The organism is Mucilaginibacter koreensis (assembly GCF_054783355.1).
Window position 1 is genome coordinate 2503623 of the sequence record NZ_BAAGQS010000001.1, and the last position, 25393, is coordinate 2529015.

Annotated in this window: 25 protein-coding genes; 13 read left to right on the forward strand and 12 right to left on the reverse strand. The window is 44.3% G+C overall.

Annotated features, from left to right (window positions below; translation table 11 throughout):
* Nucleotides 1–82 precede the first annotated feature (82 nt).
* Together ACYVNW_RS11400 and ACYVNW_RS11405 are read left to right on the forward strand one after the other, a co-directional pair.
* Complete coding sequence (locus tag ACYVNW_RS11400) at nt 83–1789, forward strand: DUF6600 domain-containing protein (RefSeq protein WP_460679993.1); 1707 nt, start codon at nt 83–85, stop codon at nt 1787–1789.
* A gap of 70 nt (nt 1790–1859) precedes the next feature.
* The gene (locus ACYVNW_RS11405) at nt 1860–2339 is read left to right on the forward strand and encodes a thioredoxin family protein (RefSeq protein ID WP_460679994.1); all 480 of its coding nucleotides are present in this window, start codon (nt 1860–1862) and stop codon (nt 2337–2339) included.
* Between the two features lie 296 nt (nt 2340–2635).
* Here ACYVNW_RS11405 and ACYVNW_RS11410 read toward each other — a convergent pair whose 3' ends face one another.
* Nucleotides 2636–2800 carry a hypothetical protein gene (locus ACYVNW_RS11410; protein WP_460679995.1) on the reverse strand — a complete coding sequence of 55 codons (165 nt, stop codon included), beginning with the start codon at nt 2798–2800 and terminating at the stop codon, nt 2636–2638.
* Nucleotides 2801–2917: 117 nt separating this feature from the next.
* Between ACYVNW_RS11410 and ACYVNW_RS11415 the strand changes: the two genes are divergently transcribed.
* The 3 genes from ACYVNW_RS11415 (at nt 2918) to ACYVNW_RS11425 (ending at nt 5264) form a co-directional block, all read left to right on the forward strand.
* Nucleotides 2918–3229, forward strand: coding sequence for a hypothetical protein (locus ACYVNW_RS11415; protein WP_460679996.1), 312 nt, complete (start codon nt 2918–2920; stop codon nt 3227–3229).
* Between the two features lie 91 nt (nt 3230–3320).
* Entirely contained in the window at nt 3321–3794 is a 474-nt protein-coding gene (locus ACYVNW_RS11420; RefSeq protein WP_460679997.1) for a hypothetical protein, read from the forward strand.
* A gap of 171 nt (nt 3795–3965) precedes the next feature.
* Entirely contained in the window at nt 3966–5264 is a 1299-nt protein-coding gene (locus ACYVNW_RS11425) for a zinc dependent phospholipase C family protein (protein ID WP_460679998.1), read from the forward strand.
* 17 nt (nt 5265–5281) lie between these two features.
* Here ACYVNW_RS11425 and ACYVNW_RS11430 read toward each other — a convergent pair whose 3' ends face one another.
* On the reverse strand, nt 5282–6163 hold the full coding sequence (locus tag ACYVNW_RS11430; RefSeq protein WP_460679999.1) for a glycosyltransferase family 2 protein: 882 nt from the start codon (nt 6161–6163) through the stop codon (nt 5282–5284).
* A 95-nt stretch (nt 6164–6258) separates the two neighbouring features.
* On the opposite strand from ACYVNW_RS11430, the gene meaB reads away from it, so the two are divergent.
* The gene (meaB, locus tag ACYVNW_RS11435) at nt 6259–7149 is read left to right on the forward strand and encodes a methylmalonyl Co-A mutase-associated GTPase MeaB (RefSeq protein WP_460680000.1); all 891 of its coding nucleotides are present in this window, start codon (nt 6259–6261) and stop codon (nt 7147–7149) included.
* Here meaB and ACYVNW_RS11440 read toward each other — a convergent pair.
* Complete coding sequence (locus tag ACYVNW_RS11440) at nt 7141–8445, reverse strand: aminopeptidase P N-terminal domain-containing protein (RefSeq protein WP_460680001.1); 1305 nt, start codon at nt 8443–8445, stop codon at nt 7141–7143. The genes meaB and ACYVNW_RS11440 overlap by 9 nt on opposite strands.
* 151 nt (nt 8446–8596) lie before the next feature.
* Between ACYVNW_RS11440 and ACYVNW_RS11445 the strand changes: the two genes are divergently transcribed.
* From ACYVNW_RS11445 to ACYVNW_RS11470, 6 genes are all read left to right on the forward strand, one after another.
* Nucleotides 8597–10027 carry an OmpA family protein gene (locus tag ACYVNW_RS11445; protein WP_460680002.1) on the forward strand — a complete coding sequence of 477 codons (1431 nt, stop codon included), beginning with the start codon at nt 8597–8599 and terminating at the stop codon, nt 10025–10027.
* A 76-nt stretch (nt 10028–10103) separates the two neighbouring features.
* On the forward strand, nt 10104–10247 hold the full coding sequence (locus ACYVNW_RS11450; RefSeq protein ID WP_460680003.1) for a DUF6728 family protein: 144 nt from the start codon (nt 10104–10106) through the stop codon (nt 10245–10247).
* Nucleotides 10244–10624 (forward strand): RidA family protein, encoded by a 381-nt coding sequence (locus ACYVNW_RS11455; protein WP_460680004.1) that lies wholly within the window; start codon nt 10244–10246, stop codon nt 10622–10624. Before ACYVNW_RS11450 ends, ACYVNW_RS11455 begins: the two co-directional genes overlap by 4 nt.
* A 130-nt stretch (nt 10625–10754) precedes the next feature.
* Entirely contained in the window at nt 10755–12860 is a 2106-nt protein-coding gene (recG, locus tag ACYVNW_RS11460; RefSeq protein ID WP_460680005.1) for an ATP-dependent DNA helicase RecG, read from the forward strand.
* A 43-nt stretch (nt 12861–12903) separates the two neighbouring features.
* Entirely contained in the window at nt 12904–14295 is a 1392-nt protein-coding gene (locus ACYVNW_RS11465; RefSeq protein ID WP_460680006.1) for a M20/M25/M40 family metallo-hydrolase, read from the forward strand.
* 54 nt (nt 14296–14349) lie between these two features.
* Nucleotides 14350–15630, forward strand: a complete 1281-nt coding sequence (locus ACYVNW_RS11470; protein ID WP_460680007.1) for an MFS transporter — start codon at nt 14350–14352, stop codon at nt 15628–15630.
* 119 nt (nt 15631–15749) lie between these two features.
* On the opposite strand, the gene ACYVNW_RS11475 is transcribed toward ACYVNW_RS11470, so the two are convergent.
* The gene (locus ACYVNW_RS11475) at nt 15750–17525 is read right to left on the reverse strand and encodes an ABC transporter ATP-binding protein (RefSeq protein ID WP_460680008.1); all 1776 of its coding nucleotides are present in this window, start codon (nt 17523–17525) and stop codon (nt 15750–15752) included.
* A gap of 76 nt (nt 17526–17601) precedes the next feature.
* On the reverse strand, nt 17602–18165 hold the full coding sequence (gene frr, locus ACYVNW_RS11480; RefSeq protein ID WP_460680009.1) for a ribosome recycling factor: 564 nt from the start codon (nt 18163–18165) through the stop codon (nt 17602–17604).
* A 311-nt stretch (nt 18166–18476) separates the two neighbouring features.
* Here frr and ACYVNW_RS11485 point away from each other — a divergent pair, with 311 nt between their 5' ends.
* The gene (locus ACYVNW_RS11485; RefSeq protein WP_460680010.1) at nt 18477–19577 is read left to right on the forward strand and encodes an alpha/beta hydrolase; all 1101 of its coding nucleotides are present in this window, start codon (nt 18477–18479) and stop codon (nt 19575–19577) included.
* Nucleotides 19578–19653: 76 nt separating this feature from the next.
* Here the strand turns inward: ACYVNW_RS11485 and pyrH are convergent, their stop codons facing one another.
* From pyrH to ACYVNW_RS11520, 7 genes are all read right to left on the reverse strand, one after another.
* Complete coding sequence (gene pyrH, locus ACYVNW_RS11490; protein ID WP_460680011.1) at nt 19654–20358, reverse strand: UMP kinase; 705 nt, start codon at nt 20356–20358, stop codon at nt 19654–19656.
* Between the two features lie 35 nt (nt 20359–20393).
* Nucleotides 20394–21515, reverse strand: coding sequence for an N-acetylglucosamine-6-phosphate deacetylase (gene nagA, locus ACYVNW_RS11495; protein WP_460680012.1), 1122 nt, complete (start codon nt 21513–21515; stop codon nt 20394–20396).
* Nucleotides 21516–21581: 66 nt separating this feature from the next.
* Entirely contained in the window at nt 21582–22433 is an 852-nt protein-coding gene (tsf, locus tag ACYVNW_RS11500; RefSeq protein ID WP_460680013.1) for a translation elongation factor Ts, read from the reverse strand.
* A gap of 150 nt (nt 22434–22583) precedes the next feature.
* Complete coding sequence (gene rpsB / locus ACYVNW_RS11505; protein ID WP_460680014.1) at nt 22584–23435, reverse strand: 30S ribosomal protein S2; 852 nt, start codon at nt 23433–23435, stop codon at nt 22584–22586.
* A gap of 21 nt (nt 23436–23456) precedes the next feature.
* Nucleotides 23457–23843 carry a 30S ribosomal protein S9 gene (gene rpsI / locus ACYVNW_RS11510; RefSeq protein WP_460680015.1) on the reverse strand — a complete coding sequence of 129 codons (387 nt, stop codon included), beginning with the start codon at nt 23841–23843 and terminating at the stop codon, nt 23457–23459.
* 30 nt (nt 23844–23873) lie between these two features.
* Entirely contained in the window at nt 23874–24311 is a 438-nt protein-coding gene (gene rplM / locus ACYVNW_RS11515; RefSeq protein ID WP_460680016.1) for a 50S ribosomal protein L13, read from the reverse strand.
* A 367-nt stretch (nt 24312–24678) separates the two neighbouring features.
* The gene (locus tag ACYVNW_RS11520; RefSeq protein WP_460680017.1) at nt 24679–25005 is read right to left on the reverse strand and encodes a hypothetical protein; all 327 of its coding nucleotides are present in this window, start codon (nt 25003–25005) and stop codon (nt 24679–24681) included.
* Nucleotides 25006–25393: the final 388 nt, after the last annotated feature.

Sequence of the window (25393 nt, forward strand, 5' to 3'; positions counted from 1 at the left end):
ATTGAACCTGAATGCAGTCGAATAAATACGAACCCCTAAGCATAAACCTCATATGAAGAGATTACATAAACTTTGGCTTGCAATGTTACTTATAGTAACTACAGCTTTCACTCATACACAAAAAGCAGTTGCTCAGGGTGATGAAACCATTACGTTTCAAACATTTTATGATGAGCTTTCGCCCTACGGTACATGGATTGAAGACCCTGACTACGGCGCAGTATGGCTACCCGATGTAAATGATGATTTCAGGCCCTATGCCAATGCCGGTCATTGGGCACTTACCGATTATGGTAATACCTGGGTTTCTGATTACGAATGGGGATGGGCGCCTTTCCATTATGGCCGCTGGCGCTTTGATGATTATTATGGCTGGGAATGGATACCCGGCTATGAGTGGGGACCTGCCTGGGTGAACTGGCGCAGCGGCGATGGCTATTACGGCTGGGCACCTTTAAGCCCGGGTATTGATATTGACGTAGCGTTTGGTGGTTACAACGTGCCCGATTTTTACTGGACATTCGCTCCGCAGACCTACATTACCAGTCCGCGCATTTACAATTATTATCTGCCGCGTACCCGTGTAGGCAACATTATTAGCCGCACCAATATTATACAAAATACTTACAACAACCGTAATATACGTTATATAACAGGCCCCCGCATTAATGATATCCGTACTGTAACCCGTAACAACAATATCAGGGTATATCACATTAATAATTCCGGTCGTCCGGGTATTACCCAAGTTAATAATACAACCATTAATATTTATCGCCCTGCGGTAAATCGTGGTGGCAATGCGCGCCCGCCCCGTATTATAAACGCACAGGCGTACCGTAATGCCAACCCCAACAGCGCTATTGCCAACCGTTATAACGGCACTAATAATGGCAGCCGGGCAGCTGATTTTTCGCGCACTGCACGTACCAACAACAATTATAATTACAATAATAGCAACATACCTGTACGTCGCGGCGATTACCGGAATGACAACCGCAATAACAATAACTTTCCTGCTAACCGGCCATACCAGCAGCCAGCCAACGGGCAAAGCAATGTAAACAATGCTCCGGTGCCTAACGCAGGCCAGCCTGCAGGTACTCCTGCCGACCGCAATCGTTTTGGCAGGCCAAACCCAAATAGCGGTGAAAACAATAACGGAACAGACAATGGTTACCGCAGATACCGCTTTAACCGCGACAACGGGCAAAACCCCGGTCAGCCGCAACCAAATAACGGGCAGCTCAACCAGCAGCAAAATGCCACTCAGCAGCAGCAGTTAAATCAGCAGCAACAACAGCAAAATGAGCAGCGACGCCAGCAATGGCAGCAACGCTGGCAGGAGCAGCAGCAGCGCCATTCGCAACAACAGCAAGATCAACAAGGCCAGGCTCAGCAACAACAAATGCAACAGCAGCAAGCCGAACAACAACGCCAGGCCCGCCAAATGCAACAACAACAGCAAGTGCAAAGGCAGCAGCAAATGGAGCAGCAGCGCCAGCAACAGCAAATGCAACGCCAGCAAGAAGACCAACAACGCCAACAAATGCAACAGCAACAGGCAGAACAACAAAGGCGGCAGCAAGAACAACAACAGCGTCAGCAGCAAGATCAACAAAGGCAGCAGGAGCAGCAACAGCGCCAACAACAAGAGCAACAGCAACGCCAACAGCAGCAAATGCAGCGGCAACAAGAGCAGCAACAGCGTCAGCAGCAAGACCAGCAACAGCGCGAGCAGCGCCGGCAGGCCTTTCCAGAAGGTGGCCGGCGTGGAGGCCGCCCGTAATATCAATTAAAATAACACATACGGCATAGTTGCAGTATGTGTTATTTTTATAACCCTATATTTAAACCCGATGTTAAAACTATTCAAACACTTTTCTAAACTGCATGTAACCTTAGCCATAGTGGCTTTAATGCTTACGCAAGTAGCCTGTTCACAAAGCCCGGCTTATGTGGCCGGAGCAGGTAACGGGCAAATTAACTTTATTGAGAATTCATGGCCGGAGGCTTTACGCCAGGCCAAAATACAGCATAAATATATTTTTGTAGATGCTTACGCCACCTGGTGCGGCCCTTGCAAAATGTTAAAAGCGATCACTTTTAAAAACAATAAAGCAGCCGCTTTCTTTAATCAGAACTTTGTAAATGTAGCCTTAGATATGGAGAAAGGTATCGGTCCGCAATTGGCTGCACGGTGGGGAATGCAGGCTTATCCTACCTTGATTGTTTTTGATGAAAACGGTAACCCGGTAGCCGGTACAGTAGGTTTCATGAATGCCAAAAACCTGATTGAATTTGGCCAGCAGGCACTCAACAAAAAGGCCTATAATTAAAAAGGCCGGAACAGCTCTCGCAGCTTCTCCGACCCTACATCTACCTATGAAAAACAGCCCTTGAGAGGGCATTAATATATATCCAAAACTCATACCAATAGTTAAAAATGGCGTTTTAAGCACAAAAACATTAACTATTTAATTGCTTTTTGTTCTATTGTAGAAATATTTACTGTGGAGTGTGGAATTTTAACCTCTTCTTAACATTAATTTTCCACAGTTTCACGAAGCGAATTGCTGTGGTGGTACCTGACCTATCAGCACAATAATTTCTCAAAAGCCGGCAGCAGTTGCAATTACCTGTCGGCCCGGTCTCCTGCTGAACTGGTATCGCGGCGGGAAATGGATGTATCTTGCGGGCGGTTAGATGGGCCACCGAACGTATTATTAGGATTGGGATGACAAGCCTGCGCTAAAACCAAACTCAAAACCGACATACACAAATACACTAAACGTTTCATTTTAAAGCATGTTGATATATAGCAGACAATTAACAGCGAATTAATGTTTAGCATTTATTCTATTTACACATTATTATAAAACAGAAACCTAATTGCCTGTTTGTTGTTGAAACTCCTATGCACGAAAATGTTTATTTACTGGCTACTGATCCGCACGACCCCTGCCGTGATGTGATTCATTCGCGCGATACCAGCCTGAAGATAAAGGTGTTTTGTGTGAGCGAAGAAGAGTTCAGCCCCAACACAGACGAAATACAATTGTATGCCTACGCCGGCGAAAAATTGTACGCTTTTGAAACCATTAATATCAGTGCCGATGATGCCATGGATGTGGTAAGCGCCATACAATGGTATGCTAATTACATTAATTTCCCCAATATGGAAATTTTACCTGAAGACCCCAGGGCAGATCATGACCAAACGGCCTGAGGCAGGAATTTAGTGAATGCATTTGCGCTATCGGTTCAAAATCTGGTAGTTACAAATAAATATTACATTTGCTCAGATTACATCGAAAACTATGGCAAATATTACCGAAAAAGACATTATTGATCACCTGAAAGAAAAAATCAGGTTTCATCAGCACGAAGCCAAACGCATTGAAGGCTTACTGAGCGCGTTTACCGGCGACACCTCTACCCAGCGTGGCCGCGGGGCAAAAGTAGAAGCTGTAAATGAAGCCATTGATGGCGACGAACAGCAAACAGCAACAACCCGCAAAAAACGAAACACGTCTGGCACACCGGCTAAAGCTTTGGAAGTACCCGAAAAGTACACGGATGATTTAACCATTAATGCCCGTATTGCCTTCGCCTTAAACGAGATAGGTTCGGGTTTTAATGAAGACATTGCCGCCGCTATGGCGCAATATGAGCCTAAGTCAGACGCCCAAAAAATCAGCAAGCAAATCTCGGGCGTGTTATCTACTTTAAAAAGCAAAGGCCAGCTTAAAACTGTAAAAGAAGGCCGGAAAGACAAATACTCCCTCGCTTAGTTTAGCGCTGAATTTAAACTTACATAAAAGCCGCTTTATTAATTAAAGCGGCTTTTATGGTATATATGAAGGCCAGGCTGATTGTAACAATTGGATTTGACGGCAAACACCTCACCACAATTGATGTTGTAACCTGTGCTTTATTATTTGCAGATCTTATTTTATACCCGAATGCGAACTCATTATAAAATTTTAACCTCTATCCTGTTCGTTTTGCTATTGGGCTGTACTCGTGCTCAGGCCTTTTCCATACTGGCGCACGAAGCCATCATTGATGCCGAATGGGATATTGGCATTAAACCGCTGCTGGTTAAAAAATTTGGCGAACTCACCGGCCCGCAATTTAAAGAAGCACATTCTTACGCTTATGGCGGCGCACTGATGGCTGATATGGGCTACATGCCAGGCGGCAATTCATTGTTTACCGATTTACTGCATTACGTACGCAGCGGCGATTTGGTAATGAATTTATTTAACGAGGCACACACCATAGATGAATATGCCTTTGCACTTGGTGCAATGTCGCATTACATGGCCGATAAGTACGGGCACTCCCTGGCTACCAACCGTACCGTACCGCTGGTATATCCAAAACTGCGCAATAAATTTGGGGATGTGGTTACCTACGGAGAAGACCATACCTCACATAGCCGCATGGAATTTACTTATGATGTATTGCAGGTAACGGAGGGCAGCTATGCTTCAAACGCTTATCATGATTTTATTGGGTTCAACATGAACGTACCTTTGCTGGAACGGGCATTTAGAATGACTTATGGACAAAATTTAAATGAGTATTTTAAAGATATCAATTCAAGCATCAATACTTTCAGGTGGGGTATACGCAACCTGTTTCCGCGCCTGATTAAGAATGCAGGGAAAGCACATAAAAACACCATTGACCAAATTAACCCTACCCCGGTAGCCAAAGTATTTCGTTACCGCATGAAACGGCATATGTTTAATTTGGAGTATGGTAAAAAGAAGCATATCCAAAGCTTTACAGCTTCGTTATTGGCAACATTGGTAACCATTTTGCCCAAAGTAGGGCCACTTAAATCGTTGAAATTTATTGATCCTACCCCTAAAGGTGAACAGTTATTTGCAGAAAGTTTTAAGGTCATTATCCAAAATTACTCTGCAGCCCTGACAGCCGCAGGCAACAATCAACTCAATTTGCCAGATATTAATTTTGATACCGGTGGCACCACAAGTTTAGGCCAGTATTCAATTACAGACCAGTCTTACGCCAAATTAATCACCAATTTGCATCAAGACAATTTCGCGCATCTCACTCCAGATCTGAAGCAAAACATACTAGACTTTTACAAAGGTGCCAGTATGCCATCTTTTAATAATATTGAAAAAAAGAAGGACAGAAAGAAAGCAATAGCTGCTTATACCGCATTGAAAGAAGCCAGGCCGGTTACAGCCAGCCTGAACCAGGAAGACATGGCGAACAGCAAATAAGCAAGTAGTGCCTGTGCTTATTTAATTAGCTTATAATTCCGGTATTCGCCCACGCGCCACCCGGTTACATCCTCCACCCATTGCAACAGGCGGCGGCGTAAATCCATATACTTAGATGCAGCGTTGGGGTCTACTTCCAGTTTCCAGTTTTGGGCGGCAATGCGCTTTTGCATTACGACCGGGTGGGTTCCCTCGAAAGGCAGCAGGCGGTCGGCATTCCCGAAATCAAATTTAAAAGTGGTACCCATGTGCTCGTTCATCCAGTTTTCATCATGATAAAACTGGTTAAAATTGCGCACTTTGTTTTCTAAACCTTTAGGCGGCTTCACCCAGCCATAATGATAAATCCAGGCATCAATTAATTTTACCTGAATTTTGCGATCATCAAACCTAAAGCCTTGCGCATCGCGGTAAGAGTGAATATGCTGCGGATTATTGCGCAGCACCCTGATTTCGCGCCGGTACCAGCGGCGCGAGTGGCTGTAATAATCATAAGAACCATAAAAGTGCTTATATTTAAACAGCAGGCCTTCCACAGCAGTATCTTTCAGGTTATTTTCCATTTCCTGTTTAATAACCGGCAGATATTTTTCATGCACTACCTCATCGCCTTGAATATAAAAAGCCCAGTCTGCATCGGGCGAAATGGCCGCAAAGGCCTTATCTGTTTCCTGTGCAAACACAGTGCCTCCTTCGCGCAAGCTTTCATCCCATACAGTATGAATAACGCGGATTTTAGGCGACTGAATATTATAAATAAGCTGCTCGGTACCATCATCACTGTTACCCAATGCCACTATAAACTCATCGCAAATGGGTAAAATAGAGGTGATGGCTTCAACCACCGGATAATCATTTTTTATCGCGTTGCGGATAAATGTACAACCGGCTACTTTCATGATTTAAACACGTTTTTGAAGTTTCAAACGTAATTATTTTAAACAGAACTTCGAACCTCAGCTCACAAAGTTTATTAATTAGCTAATATTGTAACATGGCAGGCATCCCGGCACATACTCCGCTTAGCATCAGCATTTACAGGCAAATAGCCCGCAAACTAACCATAGTGGAAAATGATTTAACCGGGGCCGATGAATTGCTGAAAAACTTACCAAAGGTAACTCATGTACCGGTAATTGGTATTACTGGCCCGCCGGGCGCAGGTAAAAGCACTTTGGTTAATTCCCTCATCAGCACCCTGGTGGCTGATGATAAAAAGGTGGCGGTTTTAGCTGTTGACCCTACTTCTCCCTTCAACTTCGGCTCCCTGCTGGGCGACCGTATACGTATGGCTACCCATTTTAATCACCCTAATGTGTTTATCCGCTCGCTGGCTACCCGTGGTTCATTGGGTGGGCTATCCATAAAAACTATGGAGATGGCTGATGTGCTGCGGACTTCGGGGTTTGACTATATATTGGTAGAAACTGTAGGCGTGGGCCAGTCTGAGGTAGAAGTAGCAGGTTTGGCCGATGTAACTATGGTAGTATTGGTACCTGAGGCTGGTGATGAGATACAAAACATCAAATCGGGTTTGATGGAAATTGCAGATGCTTTTATTATAAATAAAGCCGACCGGGCCGGGGCTGATGAGTTTGCCAACAATTTGCAAAAGCTGCTGCACCAAAACCATAAAACCATCCCCGTCTTTAAAACTGCAGCCACGCGCCACGAGGGGATTGAACATATTTATAATTATATACATACCTCAGCCTATACTGCCAACACCCGCCGGGAACTGTTGCTCACCGAAAAGGTATACCGCCTTATTCAGCAAAAGCAGATGGCCGGTATTGATAAAAAAAAGCTTCGGCAAGCAATTACCAAAGCTTTTGTGCAACCTGATTTTAACTTATACCGCTTTGCCGATAGGTATTTAAGATAATACGGCTTGCGAGTTCATGATTTCTTCTATCTCCTCCGCCTCTACCGGAATATCAGCCATCAAATCTATATTTCCGCCTTCAGTAATTAATATATCGTTCTCAATGCGGATGCCCAAACCTTCTTCTGGTATATAAATACCCGGTTCGCAGGTAAGTATATTGCCTGCCTCGAACGCGCGGTAACGACTGGCATAGTCATGCACATCCAGGCCCAAATGGTGCGAGGTGCCGTGCATAAAATATTTTTTATACAAAGGCATTTTAGCATCCTGCTTTTCTACGTCGTGCTTATCCAACAAGCCCAACCCAATGAGTTCGCTGGTCATCACCTTGCCTACTTCTTCATGGTACTCGTTCCAGATGGTACCGGCCTGCAACATTTGGGTGGCGGCGCGCATTACACGCAACACTGCATCATACACCTGGCGCTGGCGTGGTGTAAACCGGCCATTTACCGGTATGGAACGGCTTAAATCTGCATTGTAGTTAGCATACTCAGCACCGAAATCAAACAGGATTACATCACCATCTTTACAGATTTGGTTGTTATCATTATAATGCAGTACTATGGCATTAGCTCCAGAGGCAATAATAGGGCTATAAGCATGCCCCGTTGCCCGCTGGCGCACAAACTCGTGGATAATCTCTGCCTCTATTTCATACTCTGCTACACCCGGCTTGGTAAACTTCAGTACCCTAACGAAGGCATCACGTGTAATACTGCATGCTTTTTTTGTAAGCTCAACTTCAATGGCCGATTTTACCGGGCGTAAATCGCGCAGTATAGGAGCAGCACGCTCATATTTATGTAAAGGGTATTTGCTGCGCAAATCCTCCAGTACCCGTATATCGCGGTAAGGAACGGTATGCGCGTAGCGATCATTTTCGTTTAAATTGATATAAATATGCTCGGTATAATTAATAATACTGTGCAATATATTTTCAAAATCATTCAGCCAGTAAATTTGCTCTATGCCCGAGGCCGCTCTGGCTTCTGCTTTGGTATACTTGTGTCCTTCCCAGATGGCAATGTGTTCATTGGTTTGTCTTAAAAAGAGTACTTCTCTGTATAGTGGATTAGGACAATCCGGAAAAAGCAACAAAATACTTTGTTCTTGGTCAATGCCACTGAGGTAAAAAAAGTCCGGGTTCTGCTTAAATAAAAAAGCCTGATCTCCGCTGCGGGGAAATTCATCGTTTGCATTGAAAACAGCCAGAGAATGAGGCTTTAGTCGTGAAACGAAATTTTTTCTATTAAAAGAAAATAAACTATTATCCGGCAGTATATATTTCATGTTTTAACAATTTTTAATTTTTCGAAAACATTTTTTTGCAGTTATTTGTCCAGTGTACAACGCAAAGTTGGAACGGTGTTTGGTAACCATTCAAACATAATTACTAATTTTGTAAAAAATCACAATTAAAATTGTTTAATCTTTAAAAACTATGAACTACTCTACATTAAAGAAAACAGCCGCACTCTCAGTTGCGTCTTTGATGGCAGTTGGTGTGTTGAAAGCTCAAACTACAGATTCAACCAGAACAGCCACTACCACCACAACCACCATGTCTACCGACTCTACTATGATGTCTAACGGTATGACTAACGCTAAAGTATTTGGCGGTGCGAAACAGTACAACCGTTTCAGCATTGGTATCAACGCAGGTGTTTTATCACCATCTTTAGCTACCGGCGGCTCATTCAATGATTTTACCGACAAAAACCTGAAATTAGGTTACGGTGCGTCAATCAGATGGCAAGTTGCCCACGTGTTCGGCTTACAATTAGACGCTCACGGTGGTAAAGTATCAGGTGATAACTTCTCTGCTCCTGGTAAATACCGCGTTTACCCTGCTCCAAGCCCTGCTGGCGTAGGTGTTTACAACTATGAAACCCGTATCTGGACCGGTACTTTAAGTGGTGTAATCAACTTCGGTACTATCGACTTCTTACACCGCAAAAATGCAGTTAACTTCTTCGGTACTGCAGGTGGTGGTTTAGCGTTCTACCATCCGGTATTGCAGTTAACTCCTAACGGCGGTAACAACTTTGCTTATGTAAACTCTGATGGTTCAGCTCATTACGTAAAAGAATTAATTATCCCTGTAGGCGTAGGTGCTAAATTCAGACTGAATGACGCCGTACAATTCGTATTAGGTTACACTCAAACTTATGTTGACGGTGATAACTTTGACGGTGTTAAAACCAGCGGTGGCGGTTACTCAGCCAGAGATCATTACTCATACGGTTACGGTGGTTTCGAATTCACTTTGGGTTCAAAATCAAAACCAAACCTGGATTGGGTAAACCCAGTAGCTATGATGTATGACGAACTGTATGATGCAGCTTTACGTCAAGAAGTTGAAGCTTTGAAAGGCCGTGTAACTAACGTTGAAAACGCAGTTAACGATCTGAAAAAAGATTCTGACGGTGACGGTGTATCTGATCAATTCGACAAATGCCCTAACACTCCAGCTGGTACTGTAGTTGATGGTGCAGGTTGCGAACTGAAAATGCCTACTCAAGACAGCACTATGCAAAATGGTACTGCTTACTCAAACATTCAGTTTGACTTCGATAGCTCAGTATTACGTACATCTTCTTACCCAGTATTAGATGCTACTTCTGCTGACCTGCGTTCAAGCACTTCAAAAACTGTTGAAATTGACGGCTTTGCTTCATCAGAAGGTACTGCTGCTCACAACATGACTTTATCTAAAGACCGTGCTAACTCAGTAAAAACTTACTTAGTTAACTCAGGTGTTGAAGCTCGTCGCTTAAAAGTTAAAGGTTACGGTGAAACTAAACCAATCGCTGATAACTCAACTGAAGAAGGCCGCGTTCAAAACCGTCGTGTTGAATTCAAACAAAAATAAATTTCAGTAAAACACTGGTTTATAATCAGAGGGCTCCGGAAACATCCGGAGCCCTCTTTTTTTGTTATATTTGTGTATGTATTTCTTTCGAAAAAAAGATCCCAACAGGCCTCAAAGCTTCAACCTAAAAGTAATGCATATTATCAATGCTACGGCCATCATCATGTTTGTGCTGGGCATCATTTATAAACTGATTGACATCTTCATTCTGAAAAAATGAACACCATTATTAATACGACTAACGCACCTGCACCTATTGGTCCTTACAGCCAGGCCGTAGCAACCGGTAACCTGCTGTTTGTATCAGGCCAAATTCCACTGCACCCGCAAAGCGGCGAACTGGTAATGGACAGTATTGAGGCCCAAACCACTCAAGTGATGGAAAACATCAAAGCCATCCTTACTGAAGCCGGGGCTGATTTTGGTTCAATTGTAAAAAGCAGTATCTTTTTAACTAACATGGGCGATTTTGCTAAAGTTAATGAGGTGTATGGCTCCTATTTTACTGCTGACTTTCCGGCCCGCGAAACCATACAAGTAGCCGCCCTGCCTAAAAACGTGAATGTTGAAATTTCGGTAATTGCTGCTTTAAAATAACACCCTCCAGCCGGGAGTTTGCTTTGTATATACTGGCATCCGGTTGAAGTAATTATATTCGATGCCGAGCAATTACCTTTGCCGTTAATGAAGAAGCGGCTGTTGAAAATTGTCCTCCAATTGTACTCTCGTGAATCAGCCCTTTCAAACCCCTATTGATTATTTAAAAGGTGTAGGCACCTCACGAGCCGATGTGCTGAAAAAAGATCTGGCTATTTTCACCTACGAAGACCTGCTAAAGCACTACCCTTTCCGTTATATAGACCGCACCAAATTTTACAAAGTGCGCGAAATAGATGCTGAACTTCCCTACGTACAGGTAATTGCCCGCCTGGTTTCAAAAGAATTATTAGGCGAAAAACATACCAAGCGCCTGGTAGCCCAGGTGCAGGATGATACTGGTGTAATGGAACTGGTGTGGTTTCAGGGCATCAAATGGATTGAAAAGAGCCTAATACCCGGTAAAGCCTACATTATTTTTGGTAAGCCTGGCATGTTTAATGGCAAGCCCCAAATGTCGCATCCGGAATTGGAACAGTATAGTCCGGAGGCGTTAAAAAAGAAGGGGAATCTTACGCTTCAGCCCATTTATAGTTCCACCGAAAAGTTAAAGCAGTTTTCGCTGGATACCAAAGGCATTCAGAAACTCACGGCCATTTTATTGGATCAGCACCTAAAAGACATCCATGAAAATCTGCCGCTATACGTTCTACAACAGCTCAATTTAATGGGCCGTGCAGAAGCTTATAAAAACATTCACTTCCCCGAAGATGCTGTGGTTTTAAATGAAGCCGAACACCGGCTGAAATTTGAAGAACTGTTTTTCATTCAGCTCAAACTACTCCGTAACAAACTGCTGCGTACGCAAAAATTTAAAGGAAATGTATTTGGCAATGTAGGCGAGTATTTCAACGAGTTTTATCATCATAAGCTCCCCTTCCCGCTTACCAATGCGCAAAAACGGGTAATCAAAGAAATCCGGCTTGACACACAGCGCGGCGTACAGATGAACCGCCTCTTACAGGGCGATGTAGGTAGTGGCAAAACTGTAGTGGCCTTAATGAGCATGCTGCTGGCTATTGATAACGGCTTTCAAACCTGCATGATGGCCCCTACCGAAATATTGGCTAACCAACATTATATTTCAATCAAAAGCCTGCTGGGTGATGATTTCCTGACCGTAGGTTTACTTACCGGTTCCACCCCCAAAAAGCAGCGCAAAATTATACATGAGCAACTGGTAAGCGGCGAACTGAAAATTCTGATTGGCACCCATGCTTTAATTGAAGATACCGTACAATTTGCTAATCTCGGCTTTGTGGTAATAGATGAGCAGCACCGTTTTGGCGTAGAGCAGCGTGCAAAACTGTGGAAGAAGAATGTGTTGCCGCCGCACGTACTGGTAATGACGGCCACGCCTATTCCGCGCACCCTGGCCATGACTTTGTATGGCGATTTAGATGTATCTGTAATTGATGAACTGCCCGCCGGACGTAAGCCCATTGAAACCAAGCATGCCTATGAAAATCAGCGCCTGGCCGTGTTCGGATTGATGAAGCGCGAAATTGCTTTAGGCCGACAGGTGTATATTGTTTACCCGCTGATACAGGAGAGTGAAAAGCTGGATTTAAAAAATCTTCAGGATGGCGTGGATACCATCTCGCATGAATTCCCGCTGCCGGAGTACCGCATCAGTATTGTGCATGGTAAAATGCCTGCCGCCGATAAAGATTTCGAGATGCAGCGCTTTGTAAAAGGCGAAACTCAGATTATGGTGGCTACTACTGTAATCGAGGTTGGCGTGAATGTACCCAATGCATCAGTTATGATTATTGAAAACGCCGAGCGCTTCGGACTTTCGCAACTGCACCAGCTACGCGGCCGCGTAGGCCGTGGAGCCGAGCATTCGTATTGTATTTTACTAAGCAGCCACAAACTGAGCCGCGAAGGCAGAATCAGGATGGACACGATGGTGCGTACCAACAACGGCTTCGAAATATCGGAGATTGACCTGGAACTGCGCGGCCCAGGCAACATTGAAGGTACACAACAAAGCGGCGTGTTAGACCTTAAACTGGCTAACCTGGCTACAGATCAGCCGCTGCTGTTACAAGCACGCCATGTAGTAGAAGATATTTTCACCAATGACCCGCAACTTACCAAGCCTGAACATCAGGTACTGCTCCTGGCATTTCAGGCAAAAAATGCAGGTTTAAGTTGGGATAAGATTTCATAATTTTTATCTTAACCGCATTATTACAACAAAACCTGCGGTTCTCATGAAAAAATCCCTGCTCTTTTCTGCATTTCTTTCCTTAACACTGGCTGCGCCACTGGCAAAAGCACAAGATTCGGCCATGATTCGTAAAATTTATGATGAGGCGTTGGTCAACGGACAATGTTATGGCAATTTGCGCTACCTGTGCAAACAAATTGGCCCGCGCTTAAGCGGTTCGGCCAATGCAGAAAAGGCCGTGCAGTGGAGTAAAAAGTTAATGGAAGGCTATGGTTTCGACCGCGTGTACCTGCAGCCGGTAATGGTACCCCATTGGGTACGCGGCGCCAAAGAACAGGGCAAAATTATTTTTGGAAAAACAGAAATACCGGTAGCCATCTGCGCCTTGGGTGGCTCGGTGGCTACGCCGACCAATGGCTTAACCGCAAAAATAGTTGAAGTAAAAAGCTTAGCCGAACTGCAAACACTGGGTGAAAGCGTTATCAAAGGTAAAATTGTGTTTTTCAACCGTCCGTTCGATCAGCGTTTTATTGAAACCGGGCAGGCCTACGGCACTGCCGGCGATCAGCGTAATGCCGGTCCGGCCGCTGCTGCCAAATATGGCGCAGTGGGTGTAATTGTACGTTCGCTGAGCAGTACACTGGATGATTATCCACATACAGGGGGTACCAATTATGGCAACGGCCCGAAAATTCCGGCTGCGGCTATTTCCACCATTGCAGCCGATAGATTAACACAATTGTTAAGGCAGCGCTCGGCCATTCCGCTTACATTCTATTTTAAGCAAAACTGCGAAACCCTCCCCGATGCACCATCATACAATGTAGTAGCCGAAATTAAAGGCACCGAAAGCCCTAATGACTATATCACCGTAGGCGGCCACCTTGACTCCTGGGATTTGGCCGAAGGCGCCCATGATGACGGTACCGGCGTAATGCAATCAGTTGAAGTATTGCGTGTGCTGAAAGCGGTAGGCTATCACCCCAAACATTCCATTCGGGCTGTATTTTTCATGAACGAGGAAAACGGCCATCGCGGCGGTACCGAATATGCACGCCTGGCTGCAGCTAACAAAGAAAACCATATTGCCGCTATTGAAACCGATGAGGGCGGCTTTACACCCCGGGGATTTAGCTTTAGCGGCGTAGATGCCAACTTTGTAAAAGCCGTAAACCAGCGCTGGCAACCGCTGCTGGCACCTTACGAAGCTGACCGCTTAACGCAAGGCGGCGCTGGTACCGATATTGAACCACTGCAAAGCCAGGTGCCGGGCATTAAACTTATTGGCTTCCGCCCCGATTCGCAGCGTTACTTTGATATTCACCATACCCCGAATGATGTGTTTGAAAATGTGAATAAGCGCGAACTGGAACTAGGTGCAGCCGCCATTACCTCACTGGTATATTTGATTGACCAGCAAGGATTGACATTTTAATAGGTTAACCAACCCGCTTTTTGTAATTTTGCAGTGCATCAATCCTTTTGCCCTGTGAGTAACGAAGACCCGAGTAGTGTTAAGCCTGATAGTTTTGCCGCATTAAGATATAAAGATTTCCGCTCGTACATTGGTATGCGTTTCTTTTTTACGTTCGCTTACCAAATGCAGGCCGTTATTATTGGTTTCTACATTTATCATATTACCCAAAACCCATTTAATTTGGGTATTGTGGGTTTATGTGAAGCTATACCCGCTATCAGCATTGCGTTGTATGGCGGTTACGTGGCCGATAAATCGGAGAAGCGGAAGATGTTGCTCATCATTTTCTTCCTGGTGTTTTTTGCCTCATTGGCTATGATGGCCGTTACCATGCACAGTGTAGCCACTCACCTTACCACCGGCTGGATTGTGGCTGTTATTTACAGTATGATTTTTTTAAATGGTGTGGCCCGAGCTTTTTACGGCCCTGCTACTTTCGCCATTTATGCCCAAAGCATCCCCAAAGAACTGTACCCCAACGGCAGTACCTGGAGCAGTTCCAGTTGGCAGATTGCTACTATTTTAGGCCCTGCGCTGGGTGGTTTAGTTTACGGCTTTGCCGGGATTACGCCCACCTTTGCCATTATTGTAGTATTCGAACTTGTTTCGTTAGTACTGGTATTTTTGCTGCGCCGCTACCCGCCGGTGTTTATACCTAAAGAAGATATTAAGGAAAGCCTGATGCAGGGTATACGCTTTGTGTTTAACAACAAAATGATGGTGGGTGCGATGAGCCTCGACCTCTTTTCGGTTTTCTTTGGCGGCGCGGTAGCTCTACTACCTGTATTTGCCAATACCATATTAAAGGTTGGCCCCGAAGGTTTGGGCATTATGCGCGCTACTACAGCCTTAGGTGCAGTGTTAACCATGCTGGCCATGACCCGCTTCTCGCCCATGAACCGCCCATGGCGTAATCTGTTGATTGCTGTAACCGGTTTTGGCTGCTCTATTATCGGTTTCGGCCTGTCGCGTACGTTTTATCTTTCTTTACTATTTCTCTTCACTGAGGGCGCCTTTGATAGTGTGAGCGTAATTATTCGCAGTACCATCATGCAGCTGCTCACCCCCGAAGATATGCGCGGACGAGTTTCGGCAGTAAATTCCATGTTTATTGGCTCTTCCAACGAGATTGGAGAATTTGAATCAGGCACGGCAGCGAAACTATTAGGCACTATACCGGCCGTTATTTTTGGCGGTAGTATGACGTTGCTGGTAGTTGGTTTTACTTACCTGAAAACGAAATCGCTAATTCCAAGTAAGCTAAAGGATATTACGGTACCAAAAACTTCTTAGTTATTCATTTAATTTTTTTTCTCCTCTACGTCATTGCGAGGAACGAAGCAATCTCTCTGCACATTGTCATAACCAAACGTATAGAGATTGCTTCGTTCCTCGCAATGACGCGGTGGAGTTTACGCCTGCGCTACAGTTGCATCATCAGTAATACGCTCACCTATCTGCTGGCGCCACATGGCGTAGTATAAACCTTTTTGCTGCAATAAATCCGCATGTTTGCCGGATTCTATGATGCGCCCTTTCTCTAATACGTAAATCTGGTCGGCGTGCATAATGGTACTCAGGCGATGGGCAATCAGGATGGTAATATGATCTTTCAATACAGATACATCCTTAATCGTTTCGGTGATTTCCTCTTCTGTTAAAGAATCCAATGCCGAAGTAGCTTCGTCAAAAATCAAAATATCCGGACGGCGCAGTAGTGCGCGGGCGATGGACAGGCGCTGCTTTTCGCCACCTGATACTTTTACTCCGCCCTCACCTATTACAGTGTCCAAACCTTTGTCGGCACGGGCCAGCAGGGTTTGGCAGGCGGCCCGGCGCAGAGCCTGCATACAATCTTCATCAGTAGCATCGGGGCGTACAAACTTTAAATTCTCACGAATGGTACCTGAAAACAATTGGGTATCCTGCGTCACAAAACCAATCTTTTCGCGCAGCTGGTCTAAATCAATTTCCTTACCGGCAGTGCCATTATAACAAATTGAGCCTTCTAAAGGCTGATACAAACCTACCAGTAACTTTACGAGTGTAGTTTTACCTGAGCCTGAAGGACCTACAAAGGCAATAGTTTCGCCGGTTGCGGTGGTAAAGTTAACCTGCTGCAAAGCGTTACGATTGGCAGTAAGGTGTTTGAAGCTCACGTTCTCAAACTCCAACTGCTTTATCTTTTCAATTAATATCGGCTTTTCCGGCTTCTCTTCAATCGGGATAGATAATATGCGTTTGAAGTTGGCTAATGATACTTCCGCCTCGCGCCAGTATTGGATAACGTTGCCCAGCTCCTGTAAAGGGTTAAACAAAAAGAAGGAATAAAACAGGAACTTAAAATAATCACCGGGCGTAAGCGTGTTCTTAAAAATCAGCACCAATAGTACCAATACCATGGCACTGCGAACCAGGTTAACTACGGTGCCCTGCACAAAGCTCATACTACGTACAAATTTTACTTTACGCAACTCGAGGTCTAATATTTTATAAGTGGTTTTGTTGAGGCGTTCAATCTCCTGCTTGGCTAAACCCAAGCTTTTTACCAGCTCGATATTGCGTAATGATTCTGTAGTGGAACCTGCCAATGCCGTAGTTTCGGCCACAATACTGCGCTGAATATTTTTGATGCGTTTGCTTAATGCCAAACTCACAAAGGTAATTACCGGTATGGCCGCAAAGTATACCAGCGTTACCTTGTAGCTTACACTCAGGGAATACACAATTACAAAAATCATCCCTACTAAGCTTACAAACAGTACGCTGATGAAGGAAGTAATAAACTTTTCGCAATCCAACCTCACCTTTTGCAGAATGCCCAGAGTTTCGCCGCTGCGCTGGTCTTCAAATACCTGATAAGGTAGTTCTAATGAATGACGCAAGCCATCAGAATACATTTTAGCACCTACCTTTTGTACAATGATATTGGTAAAATAATCCTGAAAATTTTTAGCAATGCGCGATACCATGGCGGCACCAATGGCTAAACCAATCAGCCCCAGTGAACCATACAGGCGGTATTCAAATGAGTAGTTCTTTCCGTCCTTGGGCACCATATAGCGGTCTACAATGTTACCGGTAATCATAGGGTCGAGCAGGGAAAAGCCAATATTGAAGGCGGCCAGCACCAGGGCCAGTATCACCAGCCAACGGTGTTGCGATAGATAAGATAATAGTAACTTCATACGTGTAGGTACAAAAGTAAAAAAGGGAATGGCGCAATACGCTCATTCCCTTTAATTTGACATTTGCTTGGCGGTATTATACCGTCATGATATCTTTTTCTTTGGCTTCGGCCAGTTGATCAACCTTTACAATGAAAGAGTCGGTCAGCTTTTGTACTTCGCCTTCGCCGGTTTTCATCTCATCTTCAGATACACCTTCGGTTTTCAGCTTCTTGATTTTATCGTTGATGTCTTTACGAATATTACGTACAGCCACTTTACCGTTTTCGGCCTCACCTTTTAACTGTTTTACCAAATTACGGCGGCGCTCTTCAGTTAACGGCGGTACATTGATACGGATAATGGTACCATCGTTTTGTGGGTTTAAACCTAAGTTTGACTCCATAATGGCCTTCTCAATTGGCACCAGCAATGATTTTTCCCAAGGCTGAATCACCAGGGTACGGGCGTCAGGCGTGTTTACGCTGCCTACCTGGGTTAAAGGGGTTGGTGTACCGTAGTAATCTACAGTCAGGCCATCCAGCATAGCCGGGCTGGCTTTACCTGCACGGATCTTTGATAATTCGTTATCGGTATGTTCAATGGCCTTTTGCATCAGGGCCTTTGCATCATTTAACTGCTTCTTAATGAGTTCGCTCATCTTAATTGGTATTTGGTGCAAAAATAAGGTTTATCAAAGCAAGAAGCAATAGGAAGCTTACAGTATTCTAAAGCTTGTATTTAAAAGCAGATTTTAAAGTAATTCAGGCAGATCTTTTTTACTTCTGGCTTTTAGACTTTTAATTCAATAAAAGGCATTGCCCTGCGTTCCGCGCTTTACGCTGCAATTGCTAACGCGAGAGGATGTAGCCCCATTAACTGTTTTTCGCTCCATTTGTAACCAATCTTTCGTTTTGATATCTTAATTATAACACGCCACATAGCTTTTACATATCTCTAAATTAAACCTGAATGAAAAAATTAATTTTTACTGCTTTCAGCCTTATATACACATTGGCAGCCTTTACTCAGCAGAATAACACGGTTGATGAATATGCGAAGGCAAAAGCTATTATTAAAGATTTAGACTCTATTGTAACGCCCAATGGTGTACAAGAAACTTATCAGGTTCAAATTAACGGTGTAAAGCAATGGGTGTATGTACGTGGGCAAGACCGCGACAATCCTATCATCTTGTTTGTGCACGGCGGTCCGGCTTCGCCTATGGCACCGCTCACCTGGATGTTTCAACGCCCGATAGAAGAATATTTTACGGTGGTGAACTACGACCAGCGTGCCTCGGGTAAAACTTATGCTACTAATGATACATTACATTTGGCCGCAACACTGCACATTGAGCAGTATGTAAACGATGCCATTGAACTGGCAGAGCAAGTCTGCAAAAGATACCGTAAACAAAAGCTGATTTTAATAGGCCATAGTTGGGGTACCATTATAGGGATGAAAGCCGCATTGAAGCGCCCTGACTTATTTTATGCCTATGCAGGAATAGGCCAGGTAATTAATACCACGGAAAATGAGCGGCTAAGCTTTGAATATGGTATGGCCCAAGCCAAAAAGTTTAGAAATGAAAAAGCCTTAAAAGAGCTGCAATCTATTGCGCCCTACCCGGGCAACAAACCCATCACACGCGAAAGAATTATCATTGCCCGAACCTGGCCGCAGTATTATGGCGGATTATCGGCTTACCGCAATAACTCGTTTTACTTTTTTAACGGCCCGCTGCTGTCACCTGCTTATAATTTAACGGATGCAGATGCTATCAGTAACGGTAGTCTCTTTACATTATGGCGGGTGATGCCGGAGTTTTTAAACGTGAATTTTAAGCCGGTACACCGCTTCCCTATCCCGGTGTTTATGTTTATGGGCCGGCATGATTATACCACGCCCAATGTTCCTACCGAGGTTTGGCTTAGTCAGGTGAAAGCCCCGATGAAGAGAGGCATATGGTTTGAGCACTCCGCACATTTGATTCCGTTGGAAGAACCGGGTAAACTACTGGTATCGTTGCTTAATTATGTGCGGCCACTTGCTGTTGGTAAGCATAAGTAGATACAGCAATAAAACAAGTATGGCGACAACATAAACACTTATGCTGTCGCCTTATTTTTATTTTGTATAAATGGATTTACTTTACTAAAGTACCAATGGCAGCACCTTCGGCAATCTGTTTAAAGTTGCCTTCTTTGTTCATATCGAATACGATGATCGGCAATTTATTTTCCTGGCAGAGGGTAATGGCGGTCATGTCCATTACGTTTAGGCCTTTGTCGTACACTTCCTGGAAAGTGATCTCATCATAACGGGTAGCGGTTGGGTCCTTTTCCGGGTCGGCAGTATAAATGCCATCTACACGAGTGCCTTTCAATACCACATCAGCTTTAATTTCAATAGCACGTAAAGAGGCAGCGGTATCGGTAGTAAAATAAGGGTTACCGGTACCTGCACCGAATATCACAATTCGACCTGATGCCAGGTGGCCCATGGCACGACGGCGAATATACGGCTCGCAAATCTGCTCCATTTTAATGGCCGATTGCAGGCGGGTTTCAATACCAATACCTTCTAAGGCGCTTTGCAGGGCCATACAGTTAATTACGGTGGCCAGCATACCCATATAATCGGCCTGCGCACGTTCCATGCCCGATTTTTCGGCACTTAAGCCTCTGAATATATTACCTCCGCCTACTACAATGGCTATCTCTATCCCGGCATCAGCTACGGCCTTAATATCGTGTGCATATTGCAACACCCGGTTATTATCAATACCGTATTGCCTGCTGCCCATTAATGATTCGCCGCTCAGTTTCAGTAATATTCTTTTGTATTTCATTGGGTTTGAATAGTTTTCAGTTCAGCTTAAAATAATTATTTGTTGATATGAATGGACTGCCCCAGCAGGTAAGCGCCCTGCACTTCGTAACCGGGGTTAAAAATAATCAAATCTGCATCATATCCGGCAGCAATTTTCCCTTTGGTTAACTGCCCGGCCAGTTGTGCAGGGTACAAAGAGGCCATGTTAATGGCTTCGGCTAATTCAATGCCTACCTGCTCTACACAATTTTGAACTGCTTTTAGCATGGTTAAGCAAGAGCCGGATAAGGTACCATCAGGCATGGTATAGCGATCGCCGGTAAACTGGTGCTGGTAAGCACCTTCAGTCGCGGCAGTTACCGCGTCGGTAATCAGGAACAACTTATCGCCCAGTTGCCTTTTGGCCAGCCTGATCATTGGGAAACTTACGTGAATACCATCGGCTACCACACTGGTATAAGGCCGCTCTTCAAATATGGCCGGAATGATGCCCGGCTCGCGGTGATGCATTTGCGGCATGGCATTATATAAGTGGGTAATAGCCTGTATAGGGTTATTGATAAATGCTTTAGCCTGCTCATAAGTAGCATCGCTATGACCTGAGGAAATAACAATATTCTGGCTGTGCAGATAATCAATCACCTCCTGATCCTGCAGCTCAGGTGCAATTGTCATCATTTTAATTTCGCCTTCGGCCATTTCTACCCAGCGCTGTACTTCAGCAAGCGTTGCTTTCTTGATATACTTTTCGGGATGGGCACCTTTGCGCCTGGCGTTCAGGTAAGGACCTTCTAAATGTAGCCCCCAAAAGCTGCCTTTGGCTTGGGCGCGGTAAGCTTTGGCAGCAGTGATGCCTGCTTCTACCACCTCATTGCTATTGGTAGCCATACAGGCGAAAAAGCCGGTGGTGCCCTGGCTTAGCATGTCGCTTTCCATTTGCTGCAGTGCGGCTACTTCTGGCAAACTGCCAAACATTTTGCCGCCACTGCCATAAATTTGCAAATCGATTAAACCGGGCGCTACGTAGGCGCCTTGCAGATCTACCTGTTGGGCATCGGCCGGAATTTGAGCGCTATCAACAATGGCACTGATCTGTTTGCCATCAATCAGAATGGCTTTGCCTGAACTGATGCTACCATTAGTAATGAGCTTGAGGTTAAATAGTGCAGTTAGCATGGCTGTATAGAAATGTAATTGCAAAAAAAATCCCCGCCTTGTAGGGCGGGGATAAATATAAATGACTTAGGCTCCTAAAGCAACCCGCTTAAATGCGGTTACAGTTAAACCTTTTTGTACGGTATCTAAAAACTGAGAAACGTTTTTAGAAGAATCCTTCACAAACTCTTGGTTTAACAGGGTTGAGTCTTTGTAGAATTTGTTCAGTTTACCGGCAGCAATTTTTTCTACCATTTCTTCTGGTTTACCTTCAGCGCGAATTTGCTCTTTAGCAATATCCAATTCGCGTTGAATGGTGGTAGCATCTACACCGTCTTTATCAACGGCTACAGGGTTCATGGCAGCAATTTGCATTGCGATGTCTTTACCTGCGGCTTCTACGTTATCACCATCAGCGCTCAGGCCTACCAATACGCCTAAACGGAAGTTACCGTGAATGTAAGCTACTACTTTATCACCTTCTAATACTTCGTATTTAGATACACCAATTTTCTCTCCGATTTTACCGGTTTTGTCGATAATCAGGTTACCAATGGTATGGCGTTCGGTTTCAGTATCCAGTTCTAAAGCGTTCAGTTCATCCAGGTTAGCTGGTTTTTCCTGAACGGCTGCATTAGCAATGGCATTACCGAAAGCAATGAACTCTGCGTTTTTAGCCACGAAATCGGTTTCGCAGTTCAGCTCGATAATTACACCGCGTTTGCCATCTTCAGAGGTACGGGCAATTACCACACCTTCGTTAGACTCACGGTCCTGACGGCTGGCAGCTACTTTAGCACCTTTTTTTCTTAAATAGTCAATTGCTGCTTCAAAATCGCCGTTAGTTTCGGTCAGCGCTTTTTTGCAGTCCATCATACCTGCACCGGTTTGCTGGCGCAGTTTGTTTACGTCTGATGCAGAAATTTGTACTGTAGACATTGTATTGTGAATTGTGAGTAATGAAATTGTGAGTAGTTAACTCCCTTTTCACTACACCAGTTAATTATTCAATTTATGTAAATGGCAGCTTACGGTATATAGCAATAGTTTAATACTACCCACTGCATACTGTAAGCTGCCAAGTTATAATTACTCTTCTGAAGTTTCAGTAGCCGGAGCTGGTGCTTCTGCAGTAGCTGCAGCGCCTTCAGCGTTGCCTCTTCTTCTGCGGCCGCCTTCTGGTGCTTCGCCACCGTTATCAGCTTTAGCTTTAGAAGCTGCTGCTTCTTTTTCAGCTTCGTCGTCTTTCTCGCGTTTGCGCTCGTCTAAACCTTCCTGGATAGCCTGTATCATGATACCGGTAATCAAAGAGATTGATTTGGTAGCATCATCGTTAGCCGGGATAGGGAAGTCGATGTTTGACGGATCAGAGTTGGTATCTACCATTGCAAAGGTAGGGATGCTTAATTTTAAAGCTTCGGCTACGGCAATGTGCTCTTTCTTTACGTCAATCAGGAATAAGGCGGCTGGTAAACGGTTCAGGTCGGCAATACCACCCAACAGGTTTTCCAGTTTCACGCGCTCACGCTGAATCATCAGACGCTCTTTTTTAGATAAGTTGCTGTAAGTACCGTCTTTGGTCAATTTATCGATGTTTGACATCTTTTTGATTGACTTGCGTACGGTAGCAAAGTTGGTTAACATACCACCTAACCAACGCTCGGTTACGAAAGGCATGTTTACGCTTTTTGCATAATCAGCCACGATATCTTTCGCTTGCTTTTTGGTAGCTACGAATAATACTTTACGGCCTGATTTTACTATTTGTTTGATGGCCGCTGCGGCATCTTCAACCTTTGATAAGGTTTTATTTAAATCGATAATGTGGATACCGTTGCGCTCCATGAAAATGTACTGCGCCATTTTCGGATCCCATTTGCGGGTAAGGTGACCAAAGTGTACACCTGCATCCAGTAAGTCCTGATATGTTGTTCTTGCCATTGTTGTGTCCTCCTTAAAATATTAACGTTTACTGAACTGGAATCTTCTGCGTGCTTTGCGGCGTCCTGGTTTTTTACGTTCCACCATACGTGGGTCACGGGTCATTAAACCTTTAGCGCGCAATGCAGGTTTCTTTTCAGCATCGAGCTCAACAATAGCTTTAGCAATGGCTAAACGAACGGCCTCGGCCTGTCCTTTTACGCCACCACCGGCTACGTTTACCTGTACATCAAATTTACCCTCTGAACCAGATACCAGTAAAGATTGGGTAACTACGTATTGTAAAGGCAAAGTAGGAAAGTACTCTTTGTAATCTTTACCGTTAACGGTAATAGCGCCATTGCCTTCGCTCAGGTAAATGCGGGCAACAGCTGTTTTTCTTCTGCCTGAAGTGTTAGTTGTTGGCATGGTGTGTTTCTCTTTTTAGAAAATTAATGGTTAAACGGTTTTAGGGTTTTGTGCAGCATGAGGATGCTCAGCACCGGCATAAACATGCAGGTTGCCATAAATTGCACGGCCCAAACGATTTTTAGGTAACATACCACGAACGGCTTTTTCAATTACGCGCTCAGGGAATTTAGCCATTAACTCCTTAGGAGAAATGAAACGCTGACCACCCGGATAGCCGGTATAAGAAACATATTGCTTGTCGGCAAATTTGTTTCCGGTCAGTTTTACCTTGTCTGCATTGATAACAATTACATTATCACCGCAGTCTACGTTTGGGGTGAAGCCTGGTTTGTGTTTACCGCGAATCATCATCGCGATTTTTGAACACAAGCGCCCCAAAATCTCGCCTTGAGCGTCAACAACAACCCATTCCTTGTTAACGGTCTTTTTGTTGGCTGAGACAGTTTTGTAACTTAACGTATTCACTTGCTTTAAATTAAATAAATTAAACAGTTTGTATTACCCCGTAATTTCGGGACTGCAAAGATAGTGGTAGTTTAATTAATTTGCAAGAGGCTGAAATATATTTATGCACTTGCAGATGAGAAAGTTAAGCAGGTGTTGCATAGGTGCTGCGCGCAGCGGGTGCAGCAGGTGAAGCACTACGCAGCAGGCGCAGCACCCTGAAGCGGTGCGCAGCACACGCAGCACCACGCAGCAGTGGTATGAATGTGTCAGTGGTTTAGGGTAGATATAATCTACTTGCATATAGCTTCGATTTGGAAACTTCGAAGAGCGGAGCTATTACCCTTTATATTGACTGCGATAAACTTTTAAAAAAACAAGCTTAAAGTTAATGCTTGATATAACCGTAAGGCGCAAATTTAATCTTACCGCTTTTTACCCTGTAGTATGTTCCTGATTCATTTGTACCCACTATTTTATAAATATTTGCAGTGAGCGAAGTGTGCTTAATAATATAGCCATGCAAATTGTGACTGGATTTACTCTGTTTGGAAAAATCATCGCCCATGTGATAGTGCAGGGCGCAGCCGGAATTTAAGCATGCGCCAAAAGCGATGATTACAGGCTTAATCAGCACTTTCCTGAACAGTAAACAAACCCATATGGTAACCAACGCTGCGGCCAGCGCTCCACATAAACCATATTGCTTATACATGCTTGCAGAAAAGAGCCAGAAAAACAGCAACCCCAGAAGGATTAAAACAGTGGAGTGGGTTTTGGTACTAACCCGTTTTCTTTTCATATAAGGAGTAGTTTTGTTGAGCGTTTCACCCGTTAAGTTTAGCTTCGCCCAATCTCAATACTTCCCACATCTGCCACCTGTAACGACTATAAATTTTTATGCCCTGCCGCTACCGGCATTTTACTTAACGTTAAGCCGGTTTGCTTTTTAAGCAGTGCAATACAAAACTATGTGCTGTATAATTAAGCCCTTTACGGTTTACCGTAAAGGGCTTAATTAAAAGATAAATTTTAAAGAATGCGATACTGCGCCTGATACGATGATTAATAATCAAGCGAACGAGTTGCTGCTGAATAAGAGT